19 protein-coding genes are annotated in these 23569 nt (G+C 66.3%); 13 read left to right on the top strand and 6 right to left on the bottom strand.

The features are described 5' to 3' along the window. Positions 1 to 3 precede the first annotated feature (3 nt). Genes ACT6UX_RS00175 through ACT6UX_RS00165 form a run of 3 tightly spaced genes read right to left on the bottom strand, consistent with a single transcriptional unit; the run spans position 4 to position 6847 of the window. Positions 4 to 882: a transglutaminase family protein gene (locus tag ACT6UX_RS00175; RefSeq protein WP_444773121.1), complete on the bottom strand. Its 879-nt coding sequence runs from the start codon at positions 880 to 882 to the stop codon at positions 4 to 6. A gap of 2 nt (positions 883 to 884) precedes the next feature. Further along, positions 885 to 3386: a circularly permuted type 2 ATP-grasp protein gene (locus ACT6UX_RS00170; protein WP_444773120.1), complete on the bottom strand. Its 2502-nt coding sequence runs from the start codon at positions 3384 to 3386 to the stop codon at positions 885 to 887. 53 nt (positions 3387 to 3439) lie between these two features. Then, entirely contained in the window at positions 3440 to 6847 is a 3408-nt protein-coding gene (locus ACT6UX_RS00165; protein WP_444773119.1) for a transglutaminase family protein, read from the bottom strand. Positions 6848 to 6953: 106 nt separating this feature from the next. On the opposite strand from ACT6UX_RS00165, the gene ACT6UX_RS00160 reads away from it, so the two are divergent. From ACT6UX_RS00160 to ACT6UX_RS00120, 9 genes are all read left to right on the top strand, one after another. After that, entirely contained in the window at positions 6954 to 7697 is a 744-nt protein-coding gene (locus ACT6UX_RS00160; RefSeq protein WP_444773118.1) for an SDR family NAD(P)-dependent oxidoreductase, read from the top strand. Then, complete coding sequence (locus tag ACT6UX_RS00155) at positions 7694 to 8824, top strand: zinc-binding dehydrogenase (protein ID WP_444773117.1); 1131 nt, start codon at positions 7694 to 7696, stop codon at positions 8822 to 8824. Before ACT6UX_RS00160 ends, ACT6UX_RS00155 begins: the two co-directional genes overlap by 4 nt. A 159-nt stretch (positions 8825 to 8983) precedes the next feature. Next, positions 8984 to 9421: a hypothetical protein gene (locus ACT6UX_RS00150; protein ID WP_444773116.1), complete on the top strand. Its 438-nt coding sequence runs from the start codon at positions 8984 to 8986 to the stop codon at positions 9419 to 9421. A 130-nt stretch (positions 9422 to 9551) separates the two neighbouring features. Next, the gene (locus ACT6UX_RS00145; protein ID WP_444773115.1) at positions 9552 to 10514 is read left to right on the top strand and encodes a LysR family transcriptional regulator; all 963 of its coding nucleotides are present in this window, start codon (positions 9552 to 9554) and stop codon (positions 10512 to 10514) included. 159 nt (positions 10515 to 10673) lie between these two features. Beyond that, on the top strand, positions 10674 to 11714 hold the full coding sequence (locus tag ACT6UX_RS00140) for a TauD/TfdA family dioxygenase (RefSeq protein WP_444773114.1): 1041 nt from the start codon (positions 10674 to 10676) through the stop codon (positions 11712 to 11714). After that, entirely contained in the window at positions 11711 to 12883 is a 1173-nt protein-coding gene (locus ACT6UX_RS00135) for an ABC transporter ATP-binding protein (protein WP_444773113.1), read from the top strand. Before ACT6UX_RS00140 ends, ACT6UX_RS00135 begins: the two co-directional genes overlap by 4 nt. Before the next feature lie 4 nt (positions 12884 to 12887). After that, positions 12888 to 13781: a carbohydrate ABC transporter permease gene (locus ACT6UX_RS00130; RefSeq protein WP_444773112.1), complete on the top strand. Its 894-nt coding sequence runs from the start codon at positions 12888 to 12890 to the stop codon at positions 13779 to 13781. Then, the gene (locus ACT6UX_RS00125) at positions 13778 to 14596 is read left to right on the top strand and encodes a carbohydrate ABC transporter permease (RefSeq protein WP_444773111.1); all 819 of its coding nucleotides are present in this window, start codon (positions 13778 to 13780) and stop codon (positions 14594 to 14596) included. The genes ACT6UX_RS00130 and ACT6UX_RS00125 overlap by 4 nt, the downstream gene beginning before the upstream one ends. Positions 14597 to 14642: 46 nt before the next feature. Then, positions 14643 to 15905: an ABC transporter substrate-binding protein gene (locus ACT6UX_RS00120; RefSeq protein WP_444773110.1), complete on the top strand. Its 1263-nt coding sequence runs from the start codon at positions 14643 to 14645 to the stop codon at positions 15903 to 15905. A 75-nt stretch (positions 15906 to 15980) separates the two neighbouring features. Here ACT6UX_RS00120 and hslO read toward each other — a convergent pair whose 3' ends face one another. From hslO to ACT6UX_RS00105, 3 genes are read right to left on the bottom strand one after another with little or no spacing between them, the layout of a single operon-like run. Beyond that, complete coding sequence (gene hslO, locus ACT6UX_RS00115) at positions 15981 to 16955, bottom strand: Hsp33 family molecular chaperone HslO (RefSeq protein WP_444773109.1); 975 nt, start codon at positions 16953 to 16955, stop codon at positions 15981 to 15983. Further along, the gene (gene argF / locus ACT6UX_RS00110; RefSeq protein ID WP_444773108.1) at positions 16943 to 17869 is read right to left on the bottom strand and encodes an ornithine carbamoyltransferase; all 927 of its coding nucleotides are present in this window, start codon (positions 17867 to 17869) and stop codon (positions 16943 to 16945) included. Before argF ends, hslO begins: the two co-directional genes overlap by 13 nt. Before the next feature lie 4 nt (positions 17870 to 17873). Beyond that, the gene (locus tag ACT6UX_RS00105; RefSeq protein WP_444773107.1) at positions 17874 to 19055 is read right to left on the bottom strand and encodes an aspartate aminotransferase family protein; all 1182 of its coding nucleotides are present in this window, start codon (positions 19053 to 19055) and stop codon (positions 17874 to 17876) included. Positions 19056 to 19252: 197 nt separating this feature from the next. On the opposite strand from ACT6UX_RS00105, the gene ACT6UX_RS00100 reads away from it, so the two are divergent. The 4 genes from ACT6UX_RS00100 to spt all read left to right on the top strand — a co-directional run bounded on the left by ACT6UX_RS00100 (position 19253) and on the right by spt (position 23567). Further along, the gene (locus ACT6UX_RS00100; RefSeq protein WP_444773106.1) at positions 19253 to 20992 is read left to right on the top strand and encodes a fatty acyl-AMP ligase; all 1740 of its coding nucleotides are present in this window, start codon (positions 19253 to 19255) and stop codon (positions 20990 to 20992) included. A gap of 9 nt (positions 20993 to 21001) precedes the next feature. Next, positions 21002 to 21922: an NAD-dependent epimerase/dehydratase family protein gene (locus tag ACT6UX_RS00095; protein ID WP_444773105.1), complete on the top strand. Its 921-nt coding sequence runs from the start codon at positions 21002 to 21004 to the stop codon at positions 21920 to 21922. 134 nt (positions 21923 to 22056) lie between these two features. Then, the gene (locus tag ACT6UX_RS00090; RefSeq protein WP_296329749.1) at positions 22057 to 22338 is read left to right on the top strand and encodes an acyl carrier protein; all 282 of its coding nucleotides are present in this window, start codon (positions 22057 to 22059) and stop codon (positions 22336 to 22338) included. Positions 22339 to 22340: 2 nt separating this feature from the next. After that, positions 22341 to 23567, top strand: a complete 1227-nt coding sequence (gene spt / locus ACT6UX_RS00085; protein WP_444773104.1) for a serine palmitoyltransferase — start codon at positions 22341 to 22343, stop codon at positions 23565 to 23567. Positions 23568 to 23569 lie beyond the last annotated feature (2 nt).

Here is a 23569-nt window from a genome sequence, read left to right as displayed (position 1 = left end):
GCGTCAGCCTGTCGGAACGAGTGTGACGGCGACGCCGTAGGAATGAGAGTCGCCGCCCAGGATGACGCCGCGCAGCGGGCTCACGTCGGAGAAGTCGCGGCCCCAGGCCACAGCGACGTGATCCTCGTGTGCGACCAGGTCGTTGGTCGGGTCGAGATGGATCCACCCGGCCTCCGGGCCGCACCACACCGCCACCCAGGCATGGCTCGCATCGGCGCCGCGCAAGGCGAGTTCGTCTCTCGAATGGATCGTGCGGATGTATCCCGAGACGTAGCCTGCCGCGAGACCGTGGGCGCGCAGGGCGGCGATCTCGACATGGGCGAAATCCTGGCAAACTCCGGCCTTGCCGGCGAAGACGTCGGCGAGCGGTGTCGAGATGTCGGTAGCGCCGGGGTGATATTCGAAGTCCGCCCTGATGCGCGAGGTCAGCTCGCGCGCCGCTTCGAGGATGGGGCGTCCGGGCGTGAAGGATTGCGCGCCATAGGCACGCAATGCCTCGACGCTCGGGACCAGCGGCGACTCATAGGTGAATTCGCTGGCCTCGACGGACTTGGGAAATCCGCTCCCTAGAAGCGTCGATCTAATGTCTTCCCAGGCCGGGGTGGAGCCGGCGGCCGGGGGCTCGGGGAAGCGCACGTCGACTTCGGCCCGCACCTCGATGTCGAAGCGCGTGTGCGGCTTGTCGATGCGGTAGATGTCGATGAGGTTGCCGAAATGGTCGACATGCTGCGCGGCGAGCGCCGGCGCCGGGTTGGTGCCGATGCCGATCGCGGTGACCTTCTGCCCGGGGAAGTTGCGGGCGCGCAGGTGCGCGATGTGATGAGCCGAGTCGACCGTGCTGGCGTAGGTGTAGGTCGTGCGGTGCGAGAGCAGGTACTGCACGATCAGTCACCACCCGAGGAACCCACGGCCTGGGCCGCCGGCACGTGGGAGAAGTAGGCGCGCGTGAGGGCCTCCGAGAGCTTGTCGAGCTGCTGTTCGGTGTCCGATGCGACGTCGCGCAGCATGGCGAGCGCCAGCCCTTCGTGGCGCCACGCCTGCTCGTCGCCGCCGAACTGACGAACGACGGCTTCCAGATCCGCTTCCAGAGAGTCCGGAAGGGCGGCGACCCGGACGCCCGAGGCGCGCGCCAGATAGTCGAGATGTCCCTTGATGGTGCGAAGCTGGAACACCAGGCCGCGCGGGTTGGCGTCGTCGAGCATGACGAGATCGAGCACGGGGGCCGGCTGCAGCTGCCCGAGATAGCGCGTGCGATAGGTGATGGTGCTGTCGCACAGTTCGAGCGCCAGGCGCATCGCGGCGTACCAGTCGATCGGAGATTGGGTGAAAGGGCTCAGCGCTGCGGTCAGCACGTGCAGCCCGCGTTCGATACGCCGGCCGAGATCCAGGAATCGCCAGCCGGTACCGCGCGTCATGTTCTCCTGCGCCAGACCCGACAGCGTGGCGACGAAGCGCACGATCTCGTCCAGCGCGGCCAGCAGCCGATCGAGGTTGCCGCGCGCCGCCAGCAGACGCTTGCGGACCTCGACCATCTCCGGACCGGCGGCCGTCGTCATGTCGACGGAGAAACGGTCGCGCATCGTGGCGGTGAGCCGCTGGATGCCATCCAGCACGGTGGCGAGGCCGCGATCGTCGGCTGCGACGCCTGCCAGACCCTGCTGGAACAAGGCGCTCTCCGGCGGCGCCAGGGCCGACGAGTGATCCATCAGGTTGGTCGTGTCGAGCAGCCGGCCGAGTAGCCTCAGTTCGACGGCATCGCGTGGACCCACGGCACCCTGCGCCACACGCGCCGCCGTGGTGCGCAGCAGGCGCGCATCGTTGTCCAGACGCTCGATGTAGCGGCCGAGCCAGAAGAGATTGTCGGCGACGCGGCTCTGCAGGTCGGCAGTGCCGCGCTCGACGGCGAGCTGGTGAAAACGCCGGGTGGTCGGCAGTTGCACGTCGGCCGCGTCCTCGGCCAGCACCCAGACGTCCTTCAGCGTGCCGTGCAGGCGGTTCAGCGAGCGCAGGGCGGTGTCGCCCTCGGGCTCGCGGGCGAGGCCGCCTGGCAGCACGTGATAGGTGTCGTGGTCGGCGACGACGAAGGCCCGCAGCACGACGGCGGACGGCACCAGCGACTGCCCGTCCCACTTCGGCGTGAGCGACGGCGTCATGGGATACTGGGCGACATACTGGCCGGGCTGGGCTCGGATACGCTCGACCAACGCCGCTCGCTCGGCCGGCTCCAGCATGCCCACGACGATGGGCTCACGGTCCTGGGCGAGGCAGGGGCGCACGATCATGAGGTCGAGATTGGCCAGCGCGAAGCGCAGCGCCGCCGGCTCACCCAGCCACCAGACGTCGAGCGATGGCATCCGCAGCTTCTCGCCCAGCAGGTGTTCGCTCAGGCGTTCGAGAAAGGGCATCATCGCGGGAGTCTCGACGACCCCCGATCCCAGCGCATTGGCGAGCGAGATGTTACCGCTGCGCGTTGCCTCCACCAGGCCGGTGACGCCCAGCGCGGAATCGGCACGCAATTCCAGCGGGTCGGCGAAGGCGCTGTCGAGGCGCCGCAGCAGCACATGCACGGAGCGGAGACCGGCCAGCGTCTTGATCGAAACCTTGCCGTCGCGCGCGACCATGTCGCCGCCTTCGACCAGTGGAACGCCCAGTATGCGCGACAGATAGACGTGCTCGAAATAGGTGGCCGAGAGCGAGCCCGGCGTCAGAACCGCCATGTTGGGCTGCGAGACGGCGGGCGGGGCCATCGAGCGCAGAGACTCGTGCCAGCGGTCGACGAAGGGCCGGAGATGGCGGACGGGAATGGAGCGGAAGGCCTCCGGCAGGCTGCGCGCCAGCACGCGCCGCATTTCGAGGGCGTAACCCACGCCCGCCGGAAGCTCGGTATGGTCGGCCAGGACGTGCCAGCGACCGTTGCTCAGTCGCACCAGGTCGACCGCATAGTTGCCGAGGAACCGGCTCGGCGCGGCGCCGTCGGTGACCCGGGCCGGTCGCAGAAAGTGCCGGTTGGCGTGGACCAGCATCGGCGGCAGGAGCTGCTGCTTCAGGAGCGTCTGCGGGCCATAGACATCGGCCAGCACCCCGTCGAGCAGTTTGGCGCGCTGAATCAGGCCGGCTTCGATGCCCGCCCATTCGTCGGGCGTGATGACCATCGGCAGGGGGTCGAAAGTCCAGCGGGCAGCGCCGCGATCGTCCAGCAGGTTGACGGTCGCTCCCGACTCCTCGAGCTGCCGACGCGCGCTTTCGACCCGCTCGCCAAGCCCATTGGGCAGCGAGCGGATGACGCTCAGGATGCCTTGCCAGTGATAGCGGATCGACTTCTGGCCGGTGACCAGTTCGTCGTACGCGCTCGCCGGCGAGGAAGAGAGGCCGCGCAACGACTCCATGGGCCCGGAAACAAATGAGGAAGCGAACGATGGACTGCCTGTGAGGCGGGCGACTATAGGCCCTCGGCCCGCCGCAGGTCGAGCGTCAGCGGATGCTCGGGATTGTCGAGCGGCCGCGGTTCCGGCGCGGGGCCGCCGGTATGTCCGATGGCGAAGAAGCGGGCTCGGCGGCGCGCTTCGGCCTCGTTGGCATTGACAGGCATGCGGTCGTAGTTGCGGCCGCCCGGATGGGCCACGTGATAGGTGCAGCCGCCGATCGATCGGCCGCTCCACGTATCGTGGATGTCGAAGGTGAGGGGCGCATGCACGCCGATCGTCGGGTGCAGCGAGTTCGCTGCCGCCCACGCGCGATAACGCACGCCGGCCACGTATTCACCGGCCGTGCCGGTGGCGCGCAGCGGCAGTTTCCAGCCGTTGCAGGCGATGACATGACGTTGGTCGTTGAGGCCGGCGACCTTGACCTGCAGCCGCTCGACGGTGGAATCGACGTAGCGCACCGTGCCGCCGCCGCCCGGCTCCTCGCCCAGCACGTGCCACGGCTCCAGCGCGTGCCGCAGCTCGAGTTCGAGCCCGCGCTGCGCCACTTCGCCGAGCCGCGGGAAGCGAAACTCGAAATGCGGGGCGAACCACTCGGGTGCGAAATCGTAACCTGCCTCGCCGAGGTCGGAGAGCACATCGTTGAAGTCCTGCCACACGAAATGCGGCAGCATGAAATCGTCATGCAGGCGCGTGCCCCAGCGGCTGAGCGGCCGCTCGTAGGGACGGTCCCAGAACCTGGCGACCAGACCACGCAATAGCGCCTGCTGCGCCACACTCATGCGCCAATGCGGCGGCATCTCGAAGGCGCGCAGCTCGAGCAGGCCGCGACGGCCGGCTGCGGCGTCGGGCGTGAAGAGCTTGTCGATGCAGAACTCGGTGCGATGGGCATTGCCGGTCGCGTCAACCAGCAGGTTGCGGAACACGCGGTCGACCAGCCACGGCGGAGTCTGGCGGCCCGGCGCGATCTGTTTGAAGGCGATCTCCAGCTCGTGCAGCGCATCGTTGCGCGCTTCGTCCACACGCGGGTGCTGGCTGGTCGGGCCGATGAACAGGCCCGAGAAGAGATAGGAGAGCGAGGGGTGGTTGAGCCAATAGCCCAGAAGGCTCTTCAAGAGATCGGGCCGACGCAGCATCGGCGAATCGGCGGCCGTCGGTCCGCCCAGCACGAAATGGTTGCCGCCGCCGGTGCCGGTGTGGCGCCCGTCGATCATGAATTTCTGCGCCCCGAGCCTGGTCGTGCGCGCTTCCTCGTAGACGATCTCCGTGCGTTCCACGAGATCGGTCCAGTTCGCCGAGGGGTGAATGTTGACCTCGATCACGCCGGGATCGGGCGTGACGCTGAAGTTCAGCACGCGCGGATCGTTGGGCGGTGTGTAGCCTTCGAGGAAGATCGGCTGGCCCAGTTCCTCGGCGGTGTCCTCGAGCGCCGTCACGAGGTCGAGATAATCCTCCATGCGCTCTGTCGGCGGCATGAAGACGTGGAGATGTCCGTCGCGCGGCTCGAAAGCCATCGCGGTGCGCACGATCCCGGCGGCCGACATGCCGATGGCGGGGCCTGATCCCGTGTTGGGCGCCAGCGCACGGCGCCACGCCTCGCGACGCGCCTCGGCATCGCCGGCCGTATCGACCGCGAGGCCCGGCTCCTGGCGGCGCAGCACCGGCGCGCGCCGGAAGGCGTCGAGCGGCGGCAGGTCGGGATGCGGCGCCATTGGGTCGGGCTGCACGATGATGTCGGTGTCGCCGGGTGCCGCCCAGGGCAGCGAATCGAGCGGCAGGCGGTAGCCGATCGCGGAGTCGCCGGGAATCAGGTAGCACTTCTCGGAACGCAGGAACCACGGGCCGCTCTTCCAGCGCGGCGCATGCCCTTGTCCGGGGCCATGCCCGTTACTGCGCCCGTTATGGTCGCGCCCATTTTGATCCCGAATAACCGGCAGCACGTAGCCGACCGAGCTTTCGAGCCCTTTCTCGAAGACGCGCGCCAGGCGCTCGCGCTCCAGCGGATCCTTCACCTTGGCCTCGTCGACCACGATGTTGCTGGGCAGGCGCCGCTCGCGCCACAGATAGTACCAGGTGTCCTCGTAAGCTGGGAAAAGGTAGTCGGGATCGAGCTGGAGGCGCTGCGCGAAGGCGAGCGCGAAGCGGTGCGCGGCCTCGACCGTGGCGCCGACCGGCTTGGATTCCAGCGCATAGAGTTGCGGGTTTCGCCAGATCGGTTCGCCGTCCTTGCGCCAGTAGCAACCAAGCGCCCAGCGCGGCAGTTGTTCGCCGGGATACCATTTGCCCTGGCCGAAATGCAGCAGCGGTCCCGTCGCGAAACGATTCGCGAGCTTGCGGAACAGCACGCCGGCCAGCCGCCGCTTCTCGGGGCCGAGCGCCAGCGTGTTCCATTCCGGACCGTCCATGTCGTCGACCGACACGAAGGTCGGCTCTCCACCCATGGTGAGGCGCACGTCATGCTTGCCGATATCGAGTTCGATCGCTTCGCCCACTTTGAGCAGGGTGGCCCACTGTTCGTCGGTGTAGGGCTTGGTGGTGCGCGGCGTCTCACGCACGCGCGACACCGTCATCGCATGCTCGAACTCGACTTCGGCCTTCTCGATCGCGCCTTCGATCGGAGCCGCGCTCGATGGCTCGGGCGTGCAGGCGAGCGGGATGTGTCCTTCGCCCGTCAGCAGGCCCGAGGTCGGGTCGAGCCCGATCCAGCCGGCGCCCGGCAGGTAGACCTCGCACCAGGCGTGGAGGTCGGTGAAATCGTGTGTCGGCCCGTCGGGCCCCTCGAGCGGCTTCTCGTCGGCCACGAGCTGGATCAGGTAGCCCGACGCGAACCGCGCGGCGAAGCCCAGGTGGCGCATGATCATGACCAGCAGCCAGCCGGTGTCGCGGCACGACCCCTTGGTGCTGGCGAGGGTCTCCTCGCAGCTCTGCACGCCGGGCTCCATCCGTACGATGTAGCCGATCTCCTGCTGCAGCCGGGCATTGAGGCCGACGATGAAATCGATGGTGCGTTGTTCCTTGCGGTCGACCGTGGCGAGCCAGGCCGACAGTTTCGGCCCGAGCGGTTCCAGCTTGCGGAACGGCGCGATCTCCTCGGCAAGCGCCGGGTCGTAGGCGAAGGGCCATGTCTCCGCCGCGGGTTCGAGGAAGAAGTCGAAGGGATTGATGACCGACATGTCGGCCACCAGGTCGACGGTAACCTCGAAAAGGTCGGTCTTCTCGGGAAAGACCAGCCGGGCGAGGTGGTTTCCCTGCGGATCCTGCTGCCAGTTGATGAAATGCTGGGCCGGGGTGACCTTCAGCGAATAGGAAATGACGGGGGTCCGGCTATGGGGTGCCGGACGCAGACGCACGATCTGCGGCCCCAGTTCGATGGGTCGGTCGTACCGATAGGTCGTCCGATGATGCAGCGCGACGTGGATGCTCATGACGGCCTGCTGTTTCGCTCCGAGACAGACTAAGCAAGTGACATGCCACTACGCAAGGAAGTGGCGCTATGCTTCTGTCATGATCCTTTTTTGACTGGGCGCTTTCATGACCAATCACTTCGACCTCACGGGCAAGGTTGCCCTCGTTACCGGCGGCAGCCGCGGGCTGGGCTACCAGATGGTGAAGGCCTTCGCCGAGCACGGTGCCGACATCTTCATCACCAGCCGCAAGCTGGAGACCTGCGACAAGGTCGCGGCGGAGGTACGGACGATGGGCCGCAAGGCGGCAACCTATGCCTGCAACGTCGCCAACTGGCAGGAACTCGACGGCATGGTGGAGGCGGCCTACGCGGCCTTCGGGAAGATCGACATCCTGGTGAACAATGCCGGCTCCTCGCCGCTCGCCCCCTCGTCGTTGGAGACCTCGGAGCAGCTCTTCGACCGCATCGTGTCGCTGAACTTCAAGGCGCCGTTCCGCCTGATGTCGCTGGTCGGCAGCCGCATGGCGGCGGGCGAGGGCGGCTCGATCATCAACGTCTCCAGCGCCGGCGCCCTGCGTCCGCGCCCGCAGATCGCACCCTATGCCGGCGCCAAGGCGGCGCTCAACGCCCTCACTGAGGCCTTCGCCTTCGAATACGGGCCGAAGGTGAGGGTGAACACGATCTCGCCGGGCCGCTTCCTGACCGACGTGTCCAAGGGCTGGCCGGAGGAGCACAAGGCCAATCCCACGGCGGCCCTCAAGAGAAGTGGCCAGCCGGAGGAAATCGTGACGGCCGCACTCTATCTCGCGTCGAGCAAATCGAGTTTCACCACCGGATCGCTGGTCCGGGTCGATGGAGGAATCGCATGAAGATGAAAGCCGGCGTTCTCACGGTCTGCGGTGCGCCCCGCCCCTTCGCGAAGTCAAAGCCCATCCAGGTCGTCGAGGTCGATCTCGACCCGCCGGGCGAGGGCGAAGTCCTGGTCAAGGTGGGGGGAGGGGGCCTCTGCCATTCCGACCTGTCGCTGATCAACGGCGACCGGCCGCGCCCCGTGCCGATCGTGCTGGGCCATGAGGGCTCGGGCGAGATCGTCGAGGTGGGTTCCGGCGTGCACGATGTGAAGGTTGGCGACCATGTCTGCTTCACTTTCAACGTGAGCTGTGGCCGTTGCCGGCGTTGCCTCGAAGGCCGACCTTATATCTGCGAGCGCTCGATCAGTCCGCGCGCCGCGGGCCAGCTGCTCTCGGGCCATCACCGTCTGCACATGGACGGCAAGCCTGTGAACCATCACTCGGGCGTTTCCTGCTACGCCGAATATGCCGTGGTCGATCGCGGCTCGATCGTGGTCATCGACCGCAGCCTGCCGCTCGACGTCGCCGCCCTGTTCGGCTGCGCCGTCGTGACGGGCGTGGGCGCGGTCGTGAACACCGGCAAGATCGAGCCGGGCAGTTCGGTGGCCATTGTCGGCCTCGGTGGTGTGGGCTTGAGCGGCCTGATGGGCGCGGTACTCGCGGGTGCCGGCCGCATCGTGGCCATCGACCTCTCCGACGAGAAGCTCGGCCTCGCCCGACAGCTCGGCGCGACGGACACGGTGAATGCCAAGGACGTCGACCATGTCACGCAGGTGCGCGATCTCACCAACGGCGGCGTCGACTACGCCTTCGATCTCGCCGGCACCATCAAGGCGATGGAGACGGCCTATCTGGTGACGCGCTGGGGCGGCACGACGGTCACGGCGGGCCTCTCCCCGATCGCCGCCGACTTCTCTTTCAGGCAGAGCGGCCTCGTCAGCGAGGAGAAGACGATCAAGGGCTCCTACATGGGCAGTTGCGTGCCGGTGCGGGACATCCCGCGCTTCATCGCGCTCTACCAGCAGGGCAAGCTGCCGGTCGACCGCATGGTCAGCCAGCGCATCGGCTTCGATCAGCTCAACGAGGGCTTCGACCGGCTGCAGGATGTCGCCACGGTCCGGCAGGTACTGATGCCGAACGGATAGCCATCAACCGTCGCCCTGAGCGTGATGGCATGCTCGGCCCCTGCGGCAACGGCGTGGGCATGGCGCGCGGTCTTGCAATCACTTTATCTTATGGGGCGCATAAAGCGCCGTCGCTCTTGCGATCATCCAGGTGAAACGTGAGTAGCCTAGCATCCGACGATGATCGCGCGGTTGGCACCCATTATCCGACGCTTGCTCGGCAGGGAATTGGAAATCAACGGGGAGCGGATTTACATTGCCGATGACGGCACCGGCGCTCTCGCCCCAAGCGAGGCCGAGATGCTCCCGCTGGAGCATGTGCTGGGATCGTTCCTGCGGACATCAAGTGGGCGGCCTCCGGAAGTGGAGCGCGTCCAGGCTTGGTCCCTGGCGCAGAAGAAGATTGCCCTGGAAGCCATTGTGGTTTGCCAGTCGCGAATCTCGGGCATCGACGTCATTAAGGCTGGCCAGCTCCGTCGCTTCCTTGTGGAGACCAGAGACGCGATGTCGCGTGACGCACTGGAAGATCTGGCGCGGAAGTTCCATGCCAAATGGCATGAAGCCAACTATCTCGCCTATGTACATCTGAGAGCATCAGCCTCTGCCACTGTGCTTTGACTGAGCATCGTCTCGTGGCGCGGATCGTCATAAGAGGTTCTCGGGGCTGTGCTTCAATCTTGCTTATGATGATCGCGGGATCGGCCCGCAACTGCGCGCACCCGAAGTTGCGAGCGAACGAGTCTCGACCGTGGCGATCAGACCGAGGAGTAACGCAAAGGCGGCTATCACCTTGCGCCAATTGCGCGCTTTTCTGCTAACCGCCCAGAATGGCAGTGCCTCGATGGCTGCGCGTAGCCTGGGAGTCACGCAGCCAGCCGTAAGTCAGCAGCTGCAGGAGCTGGAGACGCTGCTGCGCGTTCGCCTGATCGAACGGGTCGGTATCCGCATGCTCCCGACGCCTTCTGGTCGCGCGATGCTCGAGCCCGTGCGGCGCGCTTTTGCCGCGCTCGATCAAATCGAGCCAGCCATTGCTCCGTTCCGTGACGCCGATACGGGCTTGGTCCGCCTGGGTACGGGCGCCACGGCTTGCATTCATTTCCTGCCTGAACCGTTGGCACGTGCTCAGGCCTCAATGCCGAACCTGCAGCTGGTCGTGGTGACGGGCAACACGTCGGATATCGTGTCCGGCGTCGAGGAGGGCGCGATCGATGTCGGATTGGTGACTGCGGACGAGCTCAAGTCGAATCCTTCGATCCACCTGGAGCATGTCTTCGACGACGAGTTGGTCGCCATCCTGCCGAAGCGACTGGAAACTCAGCTTCCAGACCTGTTGCAGCCGCGGAGTTTCTCGCACCTGCCGCTGATCCTGTTCGACCCGGCCGGCGGTACGCGGGACGTCGTCAACGCTTGGTTTCGGGTGGGGGGCGTCAGTCCCATTCCCATCATGGAGCTTGGCAGCATCGAGGCCATCAAGGTGTTGGTGGGGGCTGGCCTGGGTGTGTCGCTGATTCCGGATCTGGCAACGAGATCGATGCCTGACACGATCGTGCGCCGCCCCCTTGCGCAGCCCGTGCGCCGCCGCCTTTCGCTTGTACTGCGCACCGACAAGGTGCTCGACTCCGGATTGCGCACTCTCTTGTCGGAAATCCGTGCGTCGGCGGCGTACCAGCAGGAACGTGCCCCATGGGCGTGGCCGGATAAGAATCGGTGATACCTTGCGATAAGCTAGGCCTCTGGCTTTGTTATCAAAGCGTATTCTCCGCCCCTTAGTTTCCGTGCGTCGACGTTTCACGCGCTTGGAGGCGAGGTCTTGAACCAACCGAACAGCATGCCCGGGCTCGACCCGGCGCCAGGTCCGATCGGAGGCCGGTTGGCTTGGAAGAGCGCCGATCTTGCTGCGGACAATTCGTGGATCCACCATCTGACGGATCAGGAAGTGGCCGAGCTGGAGGCGGCGGCCGGCCACTCAAGGACCGAGGCCGGTGACATCCTCGATCTGCGCCGCGAGCATTTCCCCCTGCCGACCCTCGCGGCAAAGATCGCCGTCCTGCGTGCAGACATCATGGATCGCTACGGCTTCGGCTATCTGCGCGGCTTGCCGGTGCACAAGTACGATCGCGACACGATCATGCGCATGTACTGGGGGCTGGCCTCGCATCTCGGCGACATCGTTCCGCAGAATCGCAACGGCCACATGATCGGCCACGTCATCGACATCGGGACGAAGGTCGACGACTACAACAAGCGCCTGACCCAGACCTCAGCCGGCCTGTCGTTTCATTCGGACTCCTGCGATGTGGTCGGCCTTTGCTGCCTGCATACCGCGATGGCCGGGGGCGAGAGCGCGCTGGTCAGCGCCATCGCCGTGCACGACGAGATGATGCGTCTGGCGCCCGATCTCTGCCGTACGCTCTACCAGCCGGTCACGGTCGATCGCCGCGGCGAAGTGCCGGAAGGCAAGTTCCCCTGGATGCACATTCCGGTGTTCATGTGGCAGAGCGGCACCTTCACCGGATACGCGCCTCTGCTCGAGTACCTCAAATCAGCTCGCCGCTTCACCGAGGCGCCACCCATGACCGGGCAGCAGTGGCAGGCAGCAGAACTTTTCTTCTCGATCTGCAGCGACCCGGCCTTCTCGGTGAAGATTCCGTTCGAAGCGGGTGACTTCCAGTTCGTGCATAACCACGTCGTATTCCACTCTCGTACGCCGTTTGAGGATGGGCCGGATCCCGCCAAGAAGCGCCACCTCATGCGCATCTGGATTTCACTACCAGACGGCCGCGAGCTGCATCCCGCGATCGCCGAGCGCTGGGTCCATATCGAGCGCGGCACGGTGCGCGGGGGGGTCAACATTCCCGACCGCAAGGCACTCACCATTCCGATGGAACCCATGACCCCGGCCTTCGCGTGACCAGGCGGAGCGTCGAGGGCAGCGCGTCGGCTCTCAGCATACGAGGTGTCTGCAAGTCGTTCGGCTCGGGATCCGTGCTGGCGGACATCGATCTTGCCGTCGGCGAGGGTGAGATCGTGAGCCTGGTCGGCCCCTCGGGCTGCGGAAAGTCGACTCTCTTGCGGATCGTCGCCGGCCTGGAGCAAGCCGACCGCGGCACGGTGCAGATCGGGGCGCGCGATGTCTCCGGCCTGCCGCCGGGGGCACGTAACGTGGCGATGGTCTTCCAGTCGCTGGCCCTCTACCCGCATCTCACCGGCCGTCAGAACATCGCCCTGCCGCTGCGCGCCCGCCGGCTGACCCGGCTCCAACGACTGCTCGGACCGTTGCGTCTCTCGGCGTCGGTGCGGTCGATCGAGCGCGAGATCGACGGCGCGGTCGACGATATCGCCGCCCGCCTCGACATCGGAGGCGTGATCGACCGCGTGCCCGCGCGGCTGTCCGGTGGGCAGCGGCAACGCGTTGCAATCGGCCGCGCCCTGGTGCGCGACAGCCGGTTGCTTCTGCTGGACGAGCCTCTCTCCAGCCTCGATGCCAAGGTCCGGGTGCAAGCGCGTGACGAGATCGTGCAGATCCAGCGAGCCTTCGGGGTCGCGTGCGTCTTCGTCACGCACGACCAGGGTGAGGCGTTGGCAATTTCCGACCGCGTCGCAGTGATGCTCGGAGGTCGGGTTGCCCAGTTCGGAACGCCGGCGGAGATCTATCGCAATCCCGTCTCTCTCGCGGTCGCGCGCTTCGTCGGCACGCCGACGATCAACGTCCTGGACGGCGCGACCGACGCGGCGGGTCGCGTGCACGCCGCCGGCTTCGTCTTCGATGTCCGGCTCAGCGCTTCGGCGGGCCAGGCGGTAAGCGTGGCAATTCGGCCCGAGCAGGTGCGGATCGCCGGCGGGCAGGACGACAGCAGGCCTCTGCTGCGGGTCGCGCGGATCGAGGATCACGGACATGACGGCCTCGTCCATCTCGCCGGCCGAGATGGCAATGCCGTGGTCCTCGTTGCCCGTGCCAGTCGAGCCCTTGCGTTCCAGCCCGGCGACGAGGTCTGCGTCTCGATTTCCGCCGATGATGCTCTGTACTTCGCCGAGGATGGCTCACGGCTTGCCGGACTACCCGTGGCGATGGCGGCCTAGGCTCGTGGCTGAGGAGCAGATTCGGTCGCGGCGGAATTCCGGTGCCGGCCCCTATCTTATGCTCGCGCCGGCAGTGCTGCTGCTGGCCGTCATGATACTGGCCCCCCTGGCGCTCGTGACTGCTACGGCCTTCACCGACTGGCATCTCGGCGGCGGTCCTCCTCAGTTCGTGGGTCTCGAGACCTTTCGCACGTTGCTTGAGGATCAGGACTTCCAGATCGCGGTCTGGAACACCGTCCGCTATGTCGGCCTCGTGGTCCCGGTCACCACTCTCATGGGGCTCGCCGTGGCGCTGCTGATCGCCGAGTGCGGCCGCGGGCAGGCGCTCTATCGCATGATCTTCTTTCTGCCATCGGTGGCGACCCTCGCGGCAATGTCCGTCGCCTGGCAGATGCTGCTCAGCCCTTCGGTCGGCGCCGTGCCGCAGATCCTGCGCCTGCTGGGCTTTGCGCCGGGCAACTGGCTGCAGGACCCGCACGCGGCGCTGCCTACGCTGGCGGTGATCGGTATCTGGAGCGAAGCAGGATTCGCAATGCTGTTCTTCCTCGCGGGTCTCAAGACCGTGCCGCACGAGCTGGTCGAGGCGGTGGCACTCGACGGGCGCGGCTCGGTTGTCGACCGGCTATGGCATGTGACCTTGCCACATCTCGCGCCGATCACCGTTTTCGTTCTCATCTTCAGCTCGATCCACGCATTGCGTGTCTTCGACACGGTTGCGATCATCACGCGCGGCGGCCCGGAGAAGGCGACACTGGTCGCGCTGTACTTCATCTATCAGGAAGCGTTCTCTCTGTTTCGAACCAACCTGGCGGCGGCCGCGACGGTCCTTTTCATCACGGTCGTTCTGGCGCTGAGTTTGGTTCAGCTCTATGCGACGCGCACGGGACGTTCCCGATGACCTCAGCCCGTTTCGCGCGGCATTTCGTGCTCGTCAGTGGCGCTGTTCTGGTGTTGCTGCCGCTGCTGTGGGCGATCCGGATCTCGCTGCTCCCCGCTGAGGATGTCTTCTCGCCGCAGTTTCATCTCCTGCCCAGCCGCTGGATCGGCTTCGAGAACTATGCCCGCGCGCTCACGGCCTCGCCATTGCTGCACTTTCTGGCCAATGGAGTGTTCGTCTGTGTTGCGATCATCGCGTGCCAGCTTCTGGTCGCGATTCCTTCGGCCTACGTGCTGGCAAAGGCCCGCGTGCCGGGGCTGGGCCTAATCTGGCTGGCCGTGCTGGTGGGGCTGGTGGTTCCGCCGGCGGCGCTGGCGCTGCCGCTCTTCATCATGGCGGCAGGGGTCGGGCTGATCGACACCTATGCCGGCCTCATCCTGCCCTGGACGATCTCACCGCTCGGCATCTTCCTGCTGCGGCAGGCCTTTCTTCGGGTTCCCGACGAGATGATCGAGGCGGCGCGACTCGACGGTTTGGGCGAAGGCGAAATCCTGGTCCGGTTGCTCGTGCCGATGATATCGCCAGCGATCGGGGCGCTCGTCATCATCTCCCTCGTGGCGCACTGGAACGACCTCCTCTGGCCGTCGGTCGTGGTGACGTCTGGTGCAAAGGCCACTCCGCCTTTCGGCGTGATGCTGTTCCAGGTCCAGGAAATCGGTTCGGACTACGGCCCTCTGCTGGCCGGCGCGCTCATGATCGCAGCACCGCTGCTCGTCCTGTTCGTCCTGGCTCAGCGGCGCTTCCTCGACGGCATGACCTGGCTGGGCTCGAAGTGAAGCAGGCCGGTCCCGTGTTCATTTCTCACAACCAGCGAGTTCTCTCATGAAGCGGCTGCTCTTCCTCGTTTCCGCCACACTGCTGCTCGTGTTCGCGAGCATGCGCGGCGCCGGCGCAATCGAGATCACCGTGCTCTATCCGCAGCCCTACCTCTACCAGGCTCCGATCGAGGAGATCGTGAAGGCGTTCGCCGCGAAACGGCCGGATATCCAAGTGAAGCTCCTTGCGCCGACCAAGGCCTACGAGGAGACTGCGAGTGCCGTGCTGCGCGGCGCCGTAACGGGCAGCATGCCGGACGTGGCCTTCAACGGCACCAACCTCATGCACCTCTTCGTCGATCGCAAACTCGCGGTTGCTCTCGACGGCTTCGTGGCGAAGGAAGCGGATTGGGAAAAGCAGGGCTACGTGCCGGGCATGATCTCGACCGGCCTCGTGAACGGCAAGCTCTACGGCATGCCGTTCGCGCTCTCGACGCCGATCCTCTATTTCAACGCAGACCTGCTGCGCAAGGCGGGCGGCGATCCCGCCCTGCCGCCGAAAACGTGGCCCGAGCTGCTTGCGCTTGCGCACAGGATCAATGAGGCCGCCAGCAACACCCATGGTTCCTACATGGTGTGGACGACGACGGGCAACTATCTCTGGCAGGAGTTGCTGTTCACGCACGATGGCCAGATGCTGTCGTCCGATGGGAAGAAGGTCGGCTTCGATACGCCGGCGGGTCTCAAGACCTTTGAAATTTTGCGCGACCTCGTAAGAGAGGGCGGCATGCCGAACTTCACCGACGAACAGGCGACCCAGGCCTTCATTGCCGGCCAGATCGGATTCTATATGTCTTCGTCGGCGCGCGTGAACAGCTTCACGAGCAAGATCGGCAACCGCTTCGAGCTGGGCACTGCGCCGTTCCCCAGCCCGCGACCCGATTCGAAGATCGTCTCGGGTGGCGCGACGATGATGATCCTCGCGAAGGACCCGGCCAAACAGGCCGCGGCCTGGGAGTTCATCAAGTTCGCGGCCGGCCCGATCGGCCAGACGATCATGGTCCGCCATATCGGCTACATGCCGTCGAACCAGATCGCAATCGATACACCCGAACTACTGGGCAACTACTACGCGAACAATCCCAACATGCGCACGGCCATCTCACAACGGGCGCGCACGACGGCCTGGCTCGGCTTCCCGGGCGAGAACAGCCTCAAGGCGATCCAAGTGATCTACGACGTCATGGAGTCGGTCGTGGCAGGCAAGGCCACGCCGGAGGAGGCGTTGAAGCGGTCCGTCACGCAGGTACAGGCGCTGCTGCCAAAATAGCGCGGACGGTCTTCGACCATCCGCCATGATCCTTCGCCGGGGATGGGCCTGAACGCCCGTCCCTGTCGTCGTGATCTAAGCGACCTCAGTGTAGACGCGGTCGAGGTCGCCGTCGTCGTAGGTGTACTCGGTCGAGCAGAACTCGCACTTCACCGAGACGCGGCCGGTCTTGTCGCGCAGGTCGCCCAGTTCCTCACGGCGAATCGAGCGCAGCACGTTGTCGATGCGCTCGCGGCTGCAGCGGCAGCGCGCTTCAAAGGTGCGCCGTTCGAAGACCCTGGGCTGCTCCTGATGGAACAGGCGGTGCAGCAGGGTGGTGCCGGGTAATGCCGGATCGAGCATTTCCTTCTCGGTGGCCGAGGCCATCAGGATCACGGCCTTGCGCCAGTCGTCCTCGCGCTGCTCGGCATCGACGTCCAGCCGGCCGGCGTCGAACTCGGGCATCTGCTGCACCATGAGGGAGGCTGCATGCCAGCGGTGTCCGCCGCCCGTGTCGTCGCGGCGTGCCGTGATCTTGATGCCGGTCGGCAGCTGCTCGGACTGGCGGAAATAGGTGTGGGCGCAGTCCGCCAGCGTCGCACCCTCAAGCGGCACCACGCCCTGGTAGCGCTCCGTATACTGACCCTGGTCGACGGTGAAGGTGAGGCGGCCCTGGCCGAACAGTTTGGGGATGTAGCCGTCGGGAACATCCTCGTTGCCGCTGCCCAGCGCGATGGCGAGTTTCCATGAGTCGAACTGCGCGTAGCCGCGCAGCGCACCGTCGCTGGTGAGGTCGGTCACGAGCAGGCGGATCGGTCCGTCGCCCGTGAGCTGGAGAGTGAAGATGCCGTCGTATTTCAGCGAGGTGGCGAGCGTGGCGCACAGCACCATCGATTCGGCCAGCGGCCGCGCCACGGCCAGGGGATAGCCGTGGCGTTCGATCACCTCGTCGAGGACGGGGCCCAGCCGGACCAGCCGCCCGCGCACGCCGAGCGCGTCCAGCTGGAAGGGGAGGACGCGATCCCAGTCATCGGAAGGAGATCCTCCCGATGGCGAATTCAAGACAGGCACCAGGCCAGAATGCTCTTCTGGGCGTGGAGGCGGTTCTCGGCTTCGTCGAACACGACCGACTGCGGACCGTCGATCACCTCGGCGGTCACTTCCTCGCCGCGATGCGCGGGCAGGCAGTGCATGAAGATCGCGTCCTTCTTGGCCTGCTTCATCAGGTGCTTGTCGACCTGATACGAGCGCAGCAGATTGTGGCGTCGCGCGGCGCTCGGGCTGTCGGGATCCTCGTCGCCCATCGACACCCAGGTGTCGGTGACGACGCAGTCGGCGTCCTTCACCAGCTTCTCGGGGTCGTGACCGATCGAGATGCGGCCCTTGGACTTCTCGGCCCACTGGACCACGTCCGCTGGCGGCTTCAGCTCGGGCGGGCAGGCAATGCGCAGCTCGAAGTCGAACTGGACCGCGGCATGGATCCACGACGTCGCCATGTTGTTGCCGTCGCCGGACCAGACCACCGACTTGCCTTCGATGGAGCCGCGATGCTCCTCGTAGGTCATGACGTCGGCCATCAGCTGGCAGGGATGCGTCTTGTCGGTCAGTCCGTTGATCACCGGCACGGTCGCATATTTCGCCATCTCGAGGAGTTTATCCTCGACGGTGGTGCGCATCATGATGATGTCGACGTAGCGGCTGAGCACGCGCGCGGTATCGGCGATCGTCTCGCCGCGACCGAGCTGGGTGTCGCCGCGGCCCAGCATGATCGTCTGGCCGCCGAGTTCGCGCATGCCCACCTCGAACGACACGCGGGTGCGTGTCGAAGGCTTTTCGAAGATCATGGCGAGCGTCTTGCCGGCCAGCGGCTGGTCATGCCCGCCATTGGCCCGCGCCTTTTTCATCGCCTTGCCGCGATCCAGGATCTGGCGAAGCGTCTTGGGATCGACCTGGTCGAGGTCGAGAAAGTGCTTGGGGGTCACCATCGGCCTACTCGGCCGCCTTCGGCGCCGCCTCGAACGCTTCCGCCGCTTGCTCCAGGAGCGCGATGCCCTCGTCGAGGGCCGCTTTGTCGGCGATCAGCGCCGGGAAGATGCGCACCACGTTCTCGCCGGCCGGCGGAACGAGGAGTCCCAGCGACTGCAGCTTGTTCACCATGTCGCCCACGGGGACCGACGGGGCGCACTGCAGGCCCTGCAGGAAGCCCATGCCGCGCTGCTCGACGAACACCGTCGGGTGGCGGCGGCAGAGTTCCTCGAGCTTGCCCTTCAGGTACTCGCCCTTTTCGCGCACGTCCTCGATGAAGCCGGGTGCCAGCAGGATGTCGAGCACCGCATTGGCGACACCAGTGGCCAGCGGATTGCCGCCATAGGTCGAGCCGTGCGTGCCGGGGACCATGCCGACCGCCGCCTTCTCGGTCGCCATGAAGGCGCCGATCGGGAAACCGCCGCCCATGCCCTTGGCGATCGCCGCGACATCGGGCTTCACGCCCGACCAGTCATAGCCCCACAATTTGCCGGTCCGGCCGAAACCCGTGTGGATTTCGTCGTAGAACAGCAGCAGGCCGAACTCGTCGCAGATGGCGCGCAGGTCCTTCAGGAACTGCGTGGTCGTGGCGCGGATGCCGCCTTCGCCCTGGATCGGCTCGACCAGGATGCCGGCGGTCTCGTCGTCGATCATGTCGCGGACGACGTTGGTGTTGTTCAGCGGCGCGTGGCGATAGCCGGGCGCCGGCGGCCCGAAGCCTTCGAGATACTTCTCGTTGCCGGTGGCGGCGAGGGCGTTCAGCAGGCGGCCGTGGAACGCCGCCTGGAAAGCGATGATCTTGTACCGCTGCGGCTGGCCGTTCATGTACTGATACTTGCGGATAAGCTTGATGCCGCCCTCGATCGCCTCGGCGCCCGAGTTGCAGAAGAACATCGTGTCGGCGAACGAATTCTCGACCAGCCGCTTGGCCAGCTTCTCGCCGTTACCGACGCGGAACAGGTTCGACGTGTGCCAGAGCTTGGAGCCCTGCTCGGTCAGCGCCTTGACCAGATAGGGATGGCAGTGGCCCAGCGCGTTCACGGCGATACCGGACGTGAAGTCCAGGTAACGTCGGCCGTCCACCGCGTAGAGATAGTTACCCTCTCCGCGTTCGAACACGACGTCCTTGCGACCGTACGTCGGCATCACAGCCGTAATCACAGCGAGCCTCCCTCAAAATCAAAAAACCCCCGCCGATCCGACGATTCCGGGCTGGAAACTCCGGGTTTTGGCGAGGGGCGGGCACTATCTTACCGGGGTCGGGGTGTGTCAACTTGGGCCGGCCGGCCGGCGGCGGCCGTCTTGAGGGGCTTCGACCCCTCTGCTAGGAGACCCGCCTTCCGATGAAAGTGCTGCCCACCCGCAATTCCACGCTGCCCCTGCAGCCCGCCGGCTTCACCTCCGTGCCGGCGATGCTCGACTATGCGGCGAAGGGCGAGACGGGGGTGACCTTTTATAATGCCAAGGGCGAGCAGCTCTCGGCCTTGCCGTGGCGCGATGTCCGCGAGCGCGCGCAGGTCGTGGCCCGCAAGCTGATCGGCGCCGGCTTTGCGCGCGGCGAGCGCATTCTGATCACGGCCGACACCTGGCCGGGCTTTTTCGATTCCTTCTTCGGCGCCCAGTATGCCGGGCTGCTGCCCGTGCCGGTTTCCATTCCGGTCGGGATCGGCGGCAAGGACGCCTATCTCGACCAGCTGCGCCGCCAGTTCGCGGCGTCCGGGGCCGTCGCCGCGGTGGGTCTCGACGATCTCGCGGGCTATCTGGCCGATGCGGCGCGGGAATTTCCTGCCGTCCGCCTCCATGGCGGCATGGATGTGCTCCATTCGCTCCCCGAGAAGCCGGTCGAACTGCGGCCGCTCGACGCCGGCGATCTCTGCTACATCCAGTTCTCCTCGGGCAGCACCCGGCATCCGCACGGCGTGCAGATCACCCAGCGCGCCCTGATGGCCAACCTCGCCGGCATGGTCGGCCCGGCCGGCCTCGACGTCGTCGAAGGCGATCGCGCCATAAGCTGGTTGCCGCTCTATCATGACATGGGCCTGATCGGGTTCCTGATGGGACCTCTGGCCAGCCAGCTCTCGATCGACTACCTGACGCCGCGCGACTTCGCCCGCCGGCCGATGCAGTGGCTGAACCTGATCTCGCGCAACCGCAGCACCATCTCCTACAGTCCGAGCTTCGGCTACGACCTCGCCGTGCGGCGCGGAGCGGCACAGGTGCCGCCCGATCTCGATCTGCGCTGCTGGCGGCACGCCGGCATCGGCGGCGACATGGTGCGGGCCGACGTGCTGGAGCGCTTCGCGACGACCTTTCAGCCGTTCGGCTTCGACGCGACCGCCTTCATTCCGAGCTACGGCATGGCCGAGGTCTGCCTCGCCATCACCTTCTGCCCGCACGACACGGGCGTGCGCACCGATGCGGTCGACCGTTCGGCGCTGGCCGACACCCAGCGCGCGGTGCCGGCGGCGGACCCCGCCGACCATGGCCGCGCGCGCCGCTTCGTGATCTGCGGCCGCGTCCTGCCGGGCCATCGCCTCGAGGTGCGCGGTCCGGACGGCGCGGTGCTGGCCGATCGCGAGGTCGGTCGCATCTTCGTGTCGGGTCCCAGCATCATGCCGGGCTATTTCGGCGAGCCGGAGGCCAGCCGGGAAGTCCTGGTGGACGGCTGGCTCGACACCGGCGACCTCGGTTACATGCTGGACGGCGAGATCGTCGTCACCGGCCGCGCCAAGGACCTGATCATCGTCAATGGCCGCAATGTCTGGCCGCAGGACATCGAATGGGCGATCGAGGCCAAGCGGGTCGTCAAGAATGGCGACGCGGCGGCCTTCTCGATCGATACCGGCGAAGGCGAACGGGTGGTCGTGGCCGTGCTGGCGCGGGTCTCGGGCGAGCAGGGGCGGAGCGATCTCGCCCGCGACGTCGCCGGCGCCGTGCGCGAGGCGATCGCCGTCGATTGCGACGTGGCGCTGGTGCCGCCGACCATGGGCCTGCCGACCACCTCGTCCGGCAAACTGTCTCGCGCCCGGACCAAGGCCAACTACCTCGCCGGCCTCTACGCGCCCAAACCCGAGGCGGCCTGACCGCTCGCCATGGGCAGGCTGGTCGCCGTCACCGGGGCCACCGGCTTTGTCGGCCCCCATCTCGTGGCGGCCCTCGCGCGCCGCGGTTGGCGATTGCGTCTGCTGGTCCGGCGCTGGTCGCCCTTGCCGTCTTTGGCCGGCGTCGACGCAGATCTCGTCCTGGGCGATCTCTCCTCCGAGTCCGCGCTGCGCCAGCTCGTCGACGGGGTGGATGCGGTGGTCCATGCGGCCGGGCTGATCAAGGCGAGGACCGACCGGGACTTCCTGCCGGTCAACCGGGACAGTGCGGCCCTCCTGTCGGCGCTGGCACCCGACGCTCACATGGTCCTGTTGTCCTCTTTGGCCGCCCGCGAGCCGCAGCTCTCTGCCTACGGCGCGAGCAAGCGCGCAGGAGAGGCAGTGGTGGCGACCCGCAGCGGGCCCTGGACGATCGTGCGCGCGCCGGCTGTCTACGGGCCGGGCGACCGTGAGACCTTGGCGTATTTCCGAGCGTTAAACTCGGGTATTGCCCCGCAGCCGCGGGTGCCGGGAGCGCGCCTGTCGCTCATCCATGTCGCGGACCTGGCGGAGGCTCTCGCGCTGACCGTCGAGCGTCGACCCGCGAACTCGACCTACGAGATTGATGATGGCCGGACCTACACCTATGCCGACATGGCCGCGGCGGCCGGCTCGGCGCTGGGTCGCCGGCCGTGGCGCCTTGCCGTGCCCCGGAGCGTCATGGCCGGCATCGCCCGCTGGAACGAGCTGCGGCAGGCCCTGGGGGCAGGAGCCCAGATACTGACCCGGGGAAAGGTGAACGAGATCTTCCATCCCGACTGGTCGGCGGCCGACCGGCGGCTGGCCGCAGCGATCGGGTACGCGCCCCGTTATGACCTCACGTCCGGCTTCCGGGACACCATCTTGTGGTATCGCGCGAAGCACTGGCTATAGGACGTGTGAAACACGGCGTAACAATTTGTCATTTCACTAGGAATCGCTGTTTCTGGCACAAGGTGACCGCCCACCCCCGGGCGCTGGAGAGCGTTTTGCGCACTGCCCATCAAATGATCGTCGAAACCGACGGCATGACCGACACCCTCGAACGCGCCCGCGTCAGCGGCCAGTCGCGTGGCGAGGTCATTCGCGAGATCTGTCGTCACCTGGCGCCTTTCCAGACCGGCGAGCGGCCGATCACGGGCGACACCGTGATCGCCAAGGACCTGACCATCGATTCGCTCGCCATCATGGATATGGTGATGGAGCTCGAGGATCATTTCGACATCTCGATCCCCATGAACGTGGTGGCCGAGATTCACACCGTCGACCAGCTCGCGGACACCATCCAGAAGCTCTGCGCCCGGCGTTAGCCATGGGCCTGTTCGACCGGCATGCGGGCCTGCTCGAGGCCTATCGGGACGTTCGGACCACCGGTTACGACCCGTTCCAGATCCGCATGGAGCGGGTGCTGTCGCCGACCGAGGCGATCATCAACGGCCGCAAGATGCTGCTGGTCGGCACCAACAATTATTTCGGCCTGACCTTCGACCCGAGCTGCATGGAAGCCGCCATCGAGGCGATCCGTGCCGAGGGCACCGGCACGACCGGCTCGCGCATCGCCAACGGCAGCTATACCGAGCACGTGGCGCTCGAGCAGGAAATCGCCGAGTTCTACGGCAAGAAGCACTGCATGGTCTTCACGACCGGCTACCAGGCAAATCTCGGTCTGATCTCGACCCTCGCGGGCGAGGGCGACCAGCTTCTGATCGACGCCGACAGCCATGCCTCGATCTACGATGCCTGCAAGATGACGCAGGCCGAGGTCGTTCGCTTCAAGCACAACGACCCGTCGAGCCTCGAGGCGCGCCTGCGCCGGCTGGGCGACCGTCCGGGCAACCGAGTGGTCGTGCTGGAAGGCATCTATTCGATGCTGGGCGACAGCGCGCCGCTGCGCGAGTTCATCGACGTCTGCAAGAAGTACAAGGCGTATGTGATCGTCGACGAGGCCCATTCACTGGGCGCGTTGGGCGACAACGGCCGCGGCCTCTGCGAATCGACGGGCGTGATCGACGACTGCCACTTCATCGTCGGCACCTTCTCGAAGACCCTGGGCGCCATCGGCGGCTACTGCGTCTCGGACGATCCGGATTTCGACATCCTGCGCGTCACGGTGCGCTCCTACATGTTCACGGCGTCGCTGCCGCCGTCGATCGTGGCGTCGGTGCGCCAGGCCCTCAAGGTCGTGAAGGCCAAGCCCGAACTGCGCACGCAGCTCTGGTCCAACGTCGCCACGCTCTACGAAGGTCTGGCCGCCAAGGGCTTCAAGCTCGGTCCCGAGCACGGGCCGGTGGTCGGCGTGCATCTGCCCAACCGCATGACCGCGATCGGCTTCTGGCGCGCAATGCTCGATGCCGGCATCTACGTGAACGTGGCCGTGCCCCCCGCGACGCCCAACGGCGTCTCGCTGCTGCGCTGCTCGGTCTGCGCGGTGCACACCAAGGAACAGCTCGAGCACATGATCGAGGTCATGACGGGTATCGCCCGGCAGCTCGGCGTCCTCGAAGACCGCACGCCGCGCGTGGTGGGTGGCGCCCGCTAAGG

Source organism: Reyranella sp., from assembly GCF_052439685.1.
GTDB lineage: Bacteria > Pseudomonadota > Alphaproteobacteria > Reyranellales > Reyranellaceae > Reyranella.
Note: the sequence above shows the minus strand (reverse complement) of the source record. Positions and strands in the feature narration are given on the sequence as shown.

Bases quoted from the DNA above. Each gene is read 5' to 3' on its own strand.
- ACT6UX_RS00170 (WP_444773120.1), bottom strand. From the start codon at position 3,386: ATGGAGTCGTTGCGCGGCCTCTCTTCCTCGCCGGCGAGCGCGTACGAC.
- ACT6UX_RS00165 (WP_444773119.1), bottom strand. From the start codon at position 6,847: ATGAGCATCCACGTCGCGCTGCATCATCGGACGACCTATCGGTACGAC.
- ACT6UX_RS00160 (WP_444773118.1), top strand. From the start codon at position 6,954: ATGACCAATCACTTCGACCTCACGGGCAAGGTTGCCCTCGTTACCGGC.
- ACT6UX_RS00155 (WP_444773117.1), top strand. From the start codon at position 7,694: ATGAAGATGAAAGCCGGCGTTCTCACGGTCTGCGGTGCGCCCCGCCCC.
- ACT6UX_RS00150 (WP_444773116.1), top strand. From the start codon at position 8,984: ATGATCGCGCGGTTGGCACCCATTATCCGACGCTTGCTCGGCAGGGAA.
- ACT6UX_RS00125 (WP_444773111.1), top strand. From the start codon at position 13,778: ATGACCTCAGCCCGTTTCGCGCGGCATTTCGTGCTCGTCAGTGGCGCT.
- ACT6UX_RS00120 (WP_444773110.1), top strand. From the start codon at position 14,643: ATGAAGCGGCTGCTCTTCCTCGTTTCCGCCACACTGCTGCTCGTGTTC.
- argF (WP_444773108.1), bottom strand. From the start codon at position 17,869: ATGGTGACCCCCAAGCACTTTCTCGACCTCGACCAGGTCGATCCCAAG.
- ACT6UX_RS00105 (WP_444773107.1), bottom strand. From the start codon at position 19,055: ATGCCGACGTACGGTCGCAAGGACGTCGTGTTCGAACGCGGAGAGGGT.
- ACT6UX_RS00100 (WP_444773106.1), top strand. From the start codon at position 19,253: ATGAAAGTGCTGCCCACCCGCAATTCCACGCTGCCCCTGCAGCCCGCC.
- ACT6UX_RS00095 (WP_444773105.1), top strand. From the start codon at position 21,002: ATGGGCAGGCTGGTCGCCGTCACCGGGGCCACCGGCTTTGTCGGCCCC.
- ACT6UX_RS00090 (WP_296329749.1), top strand. From the start codon at position 22,057: ATGACCGACACCCTCGAACGCGCCCGCGTCAGCGGCCAGTCGCGTGGC.
- spt (WP_444773104.1), top strand. From the start codon at position 22,341: ATGGGCCTGTTCGACCGGCATGCGGGCCTGCTCGAGGCCTATCGGGAC.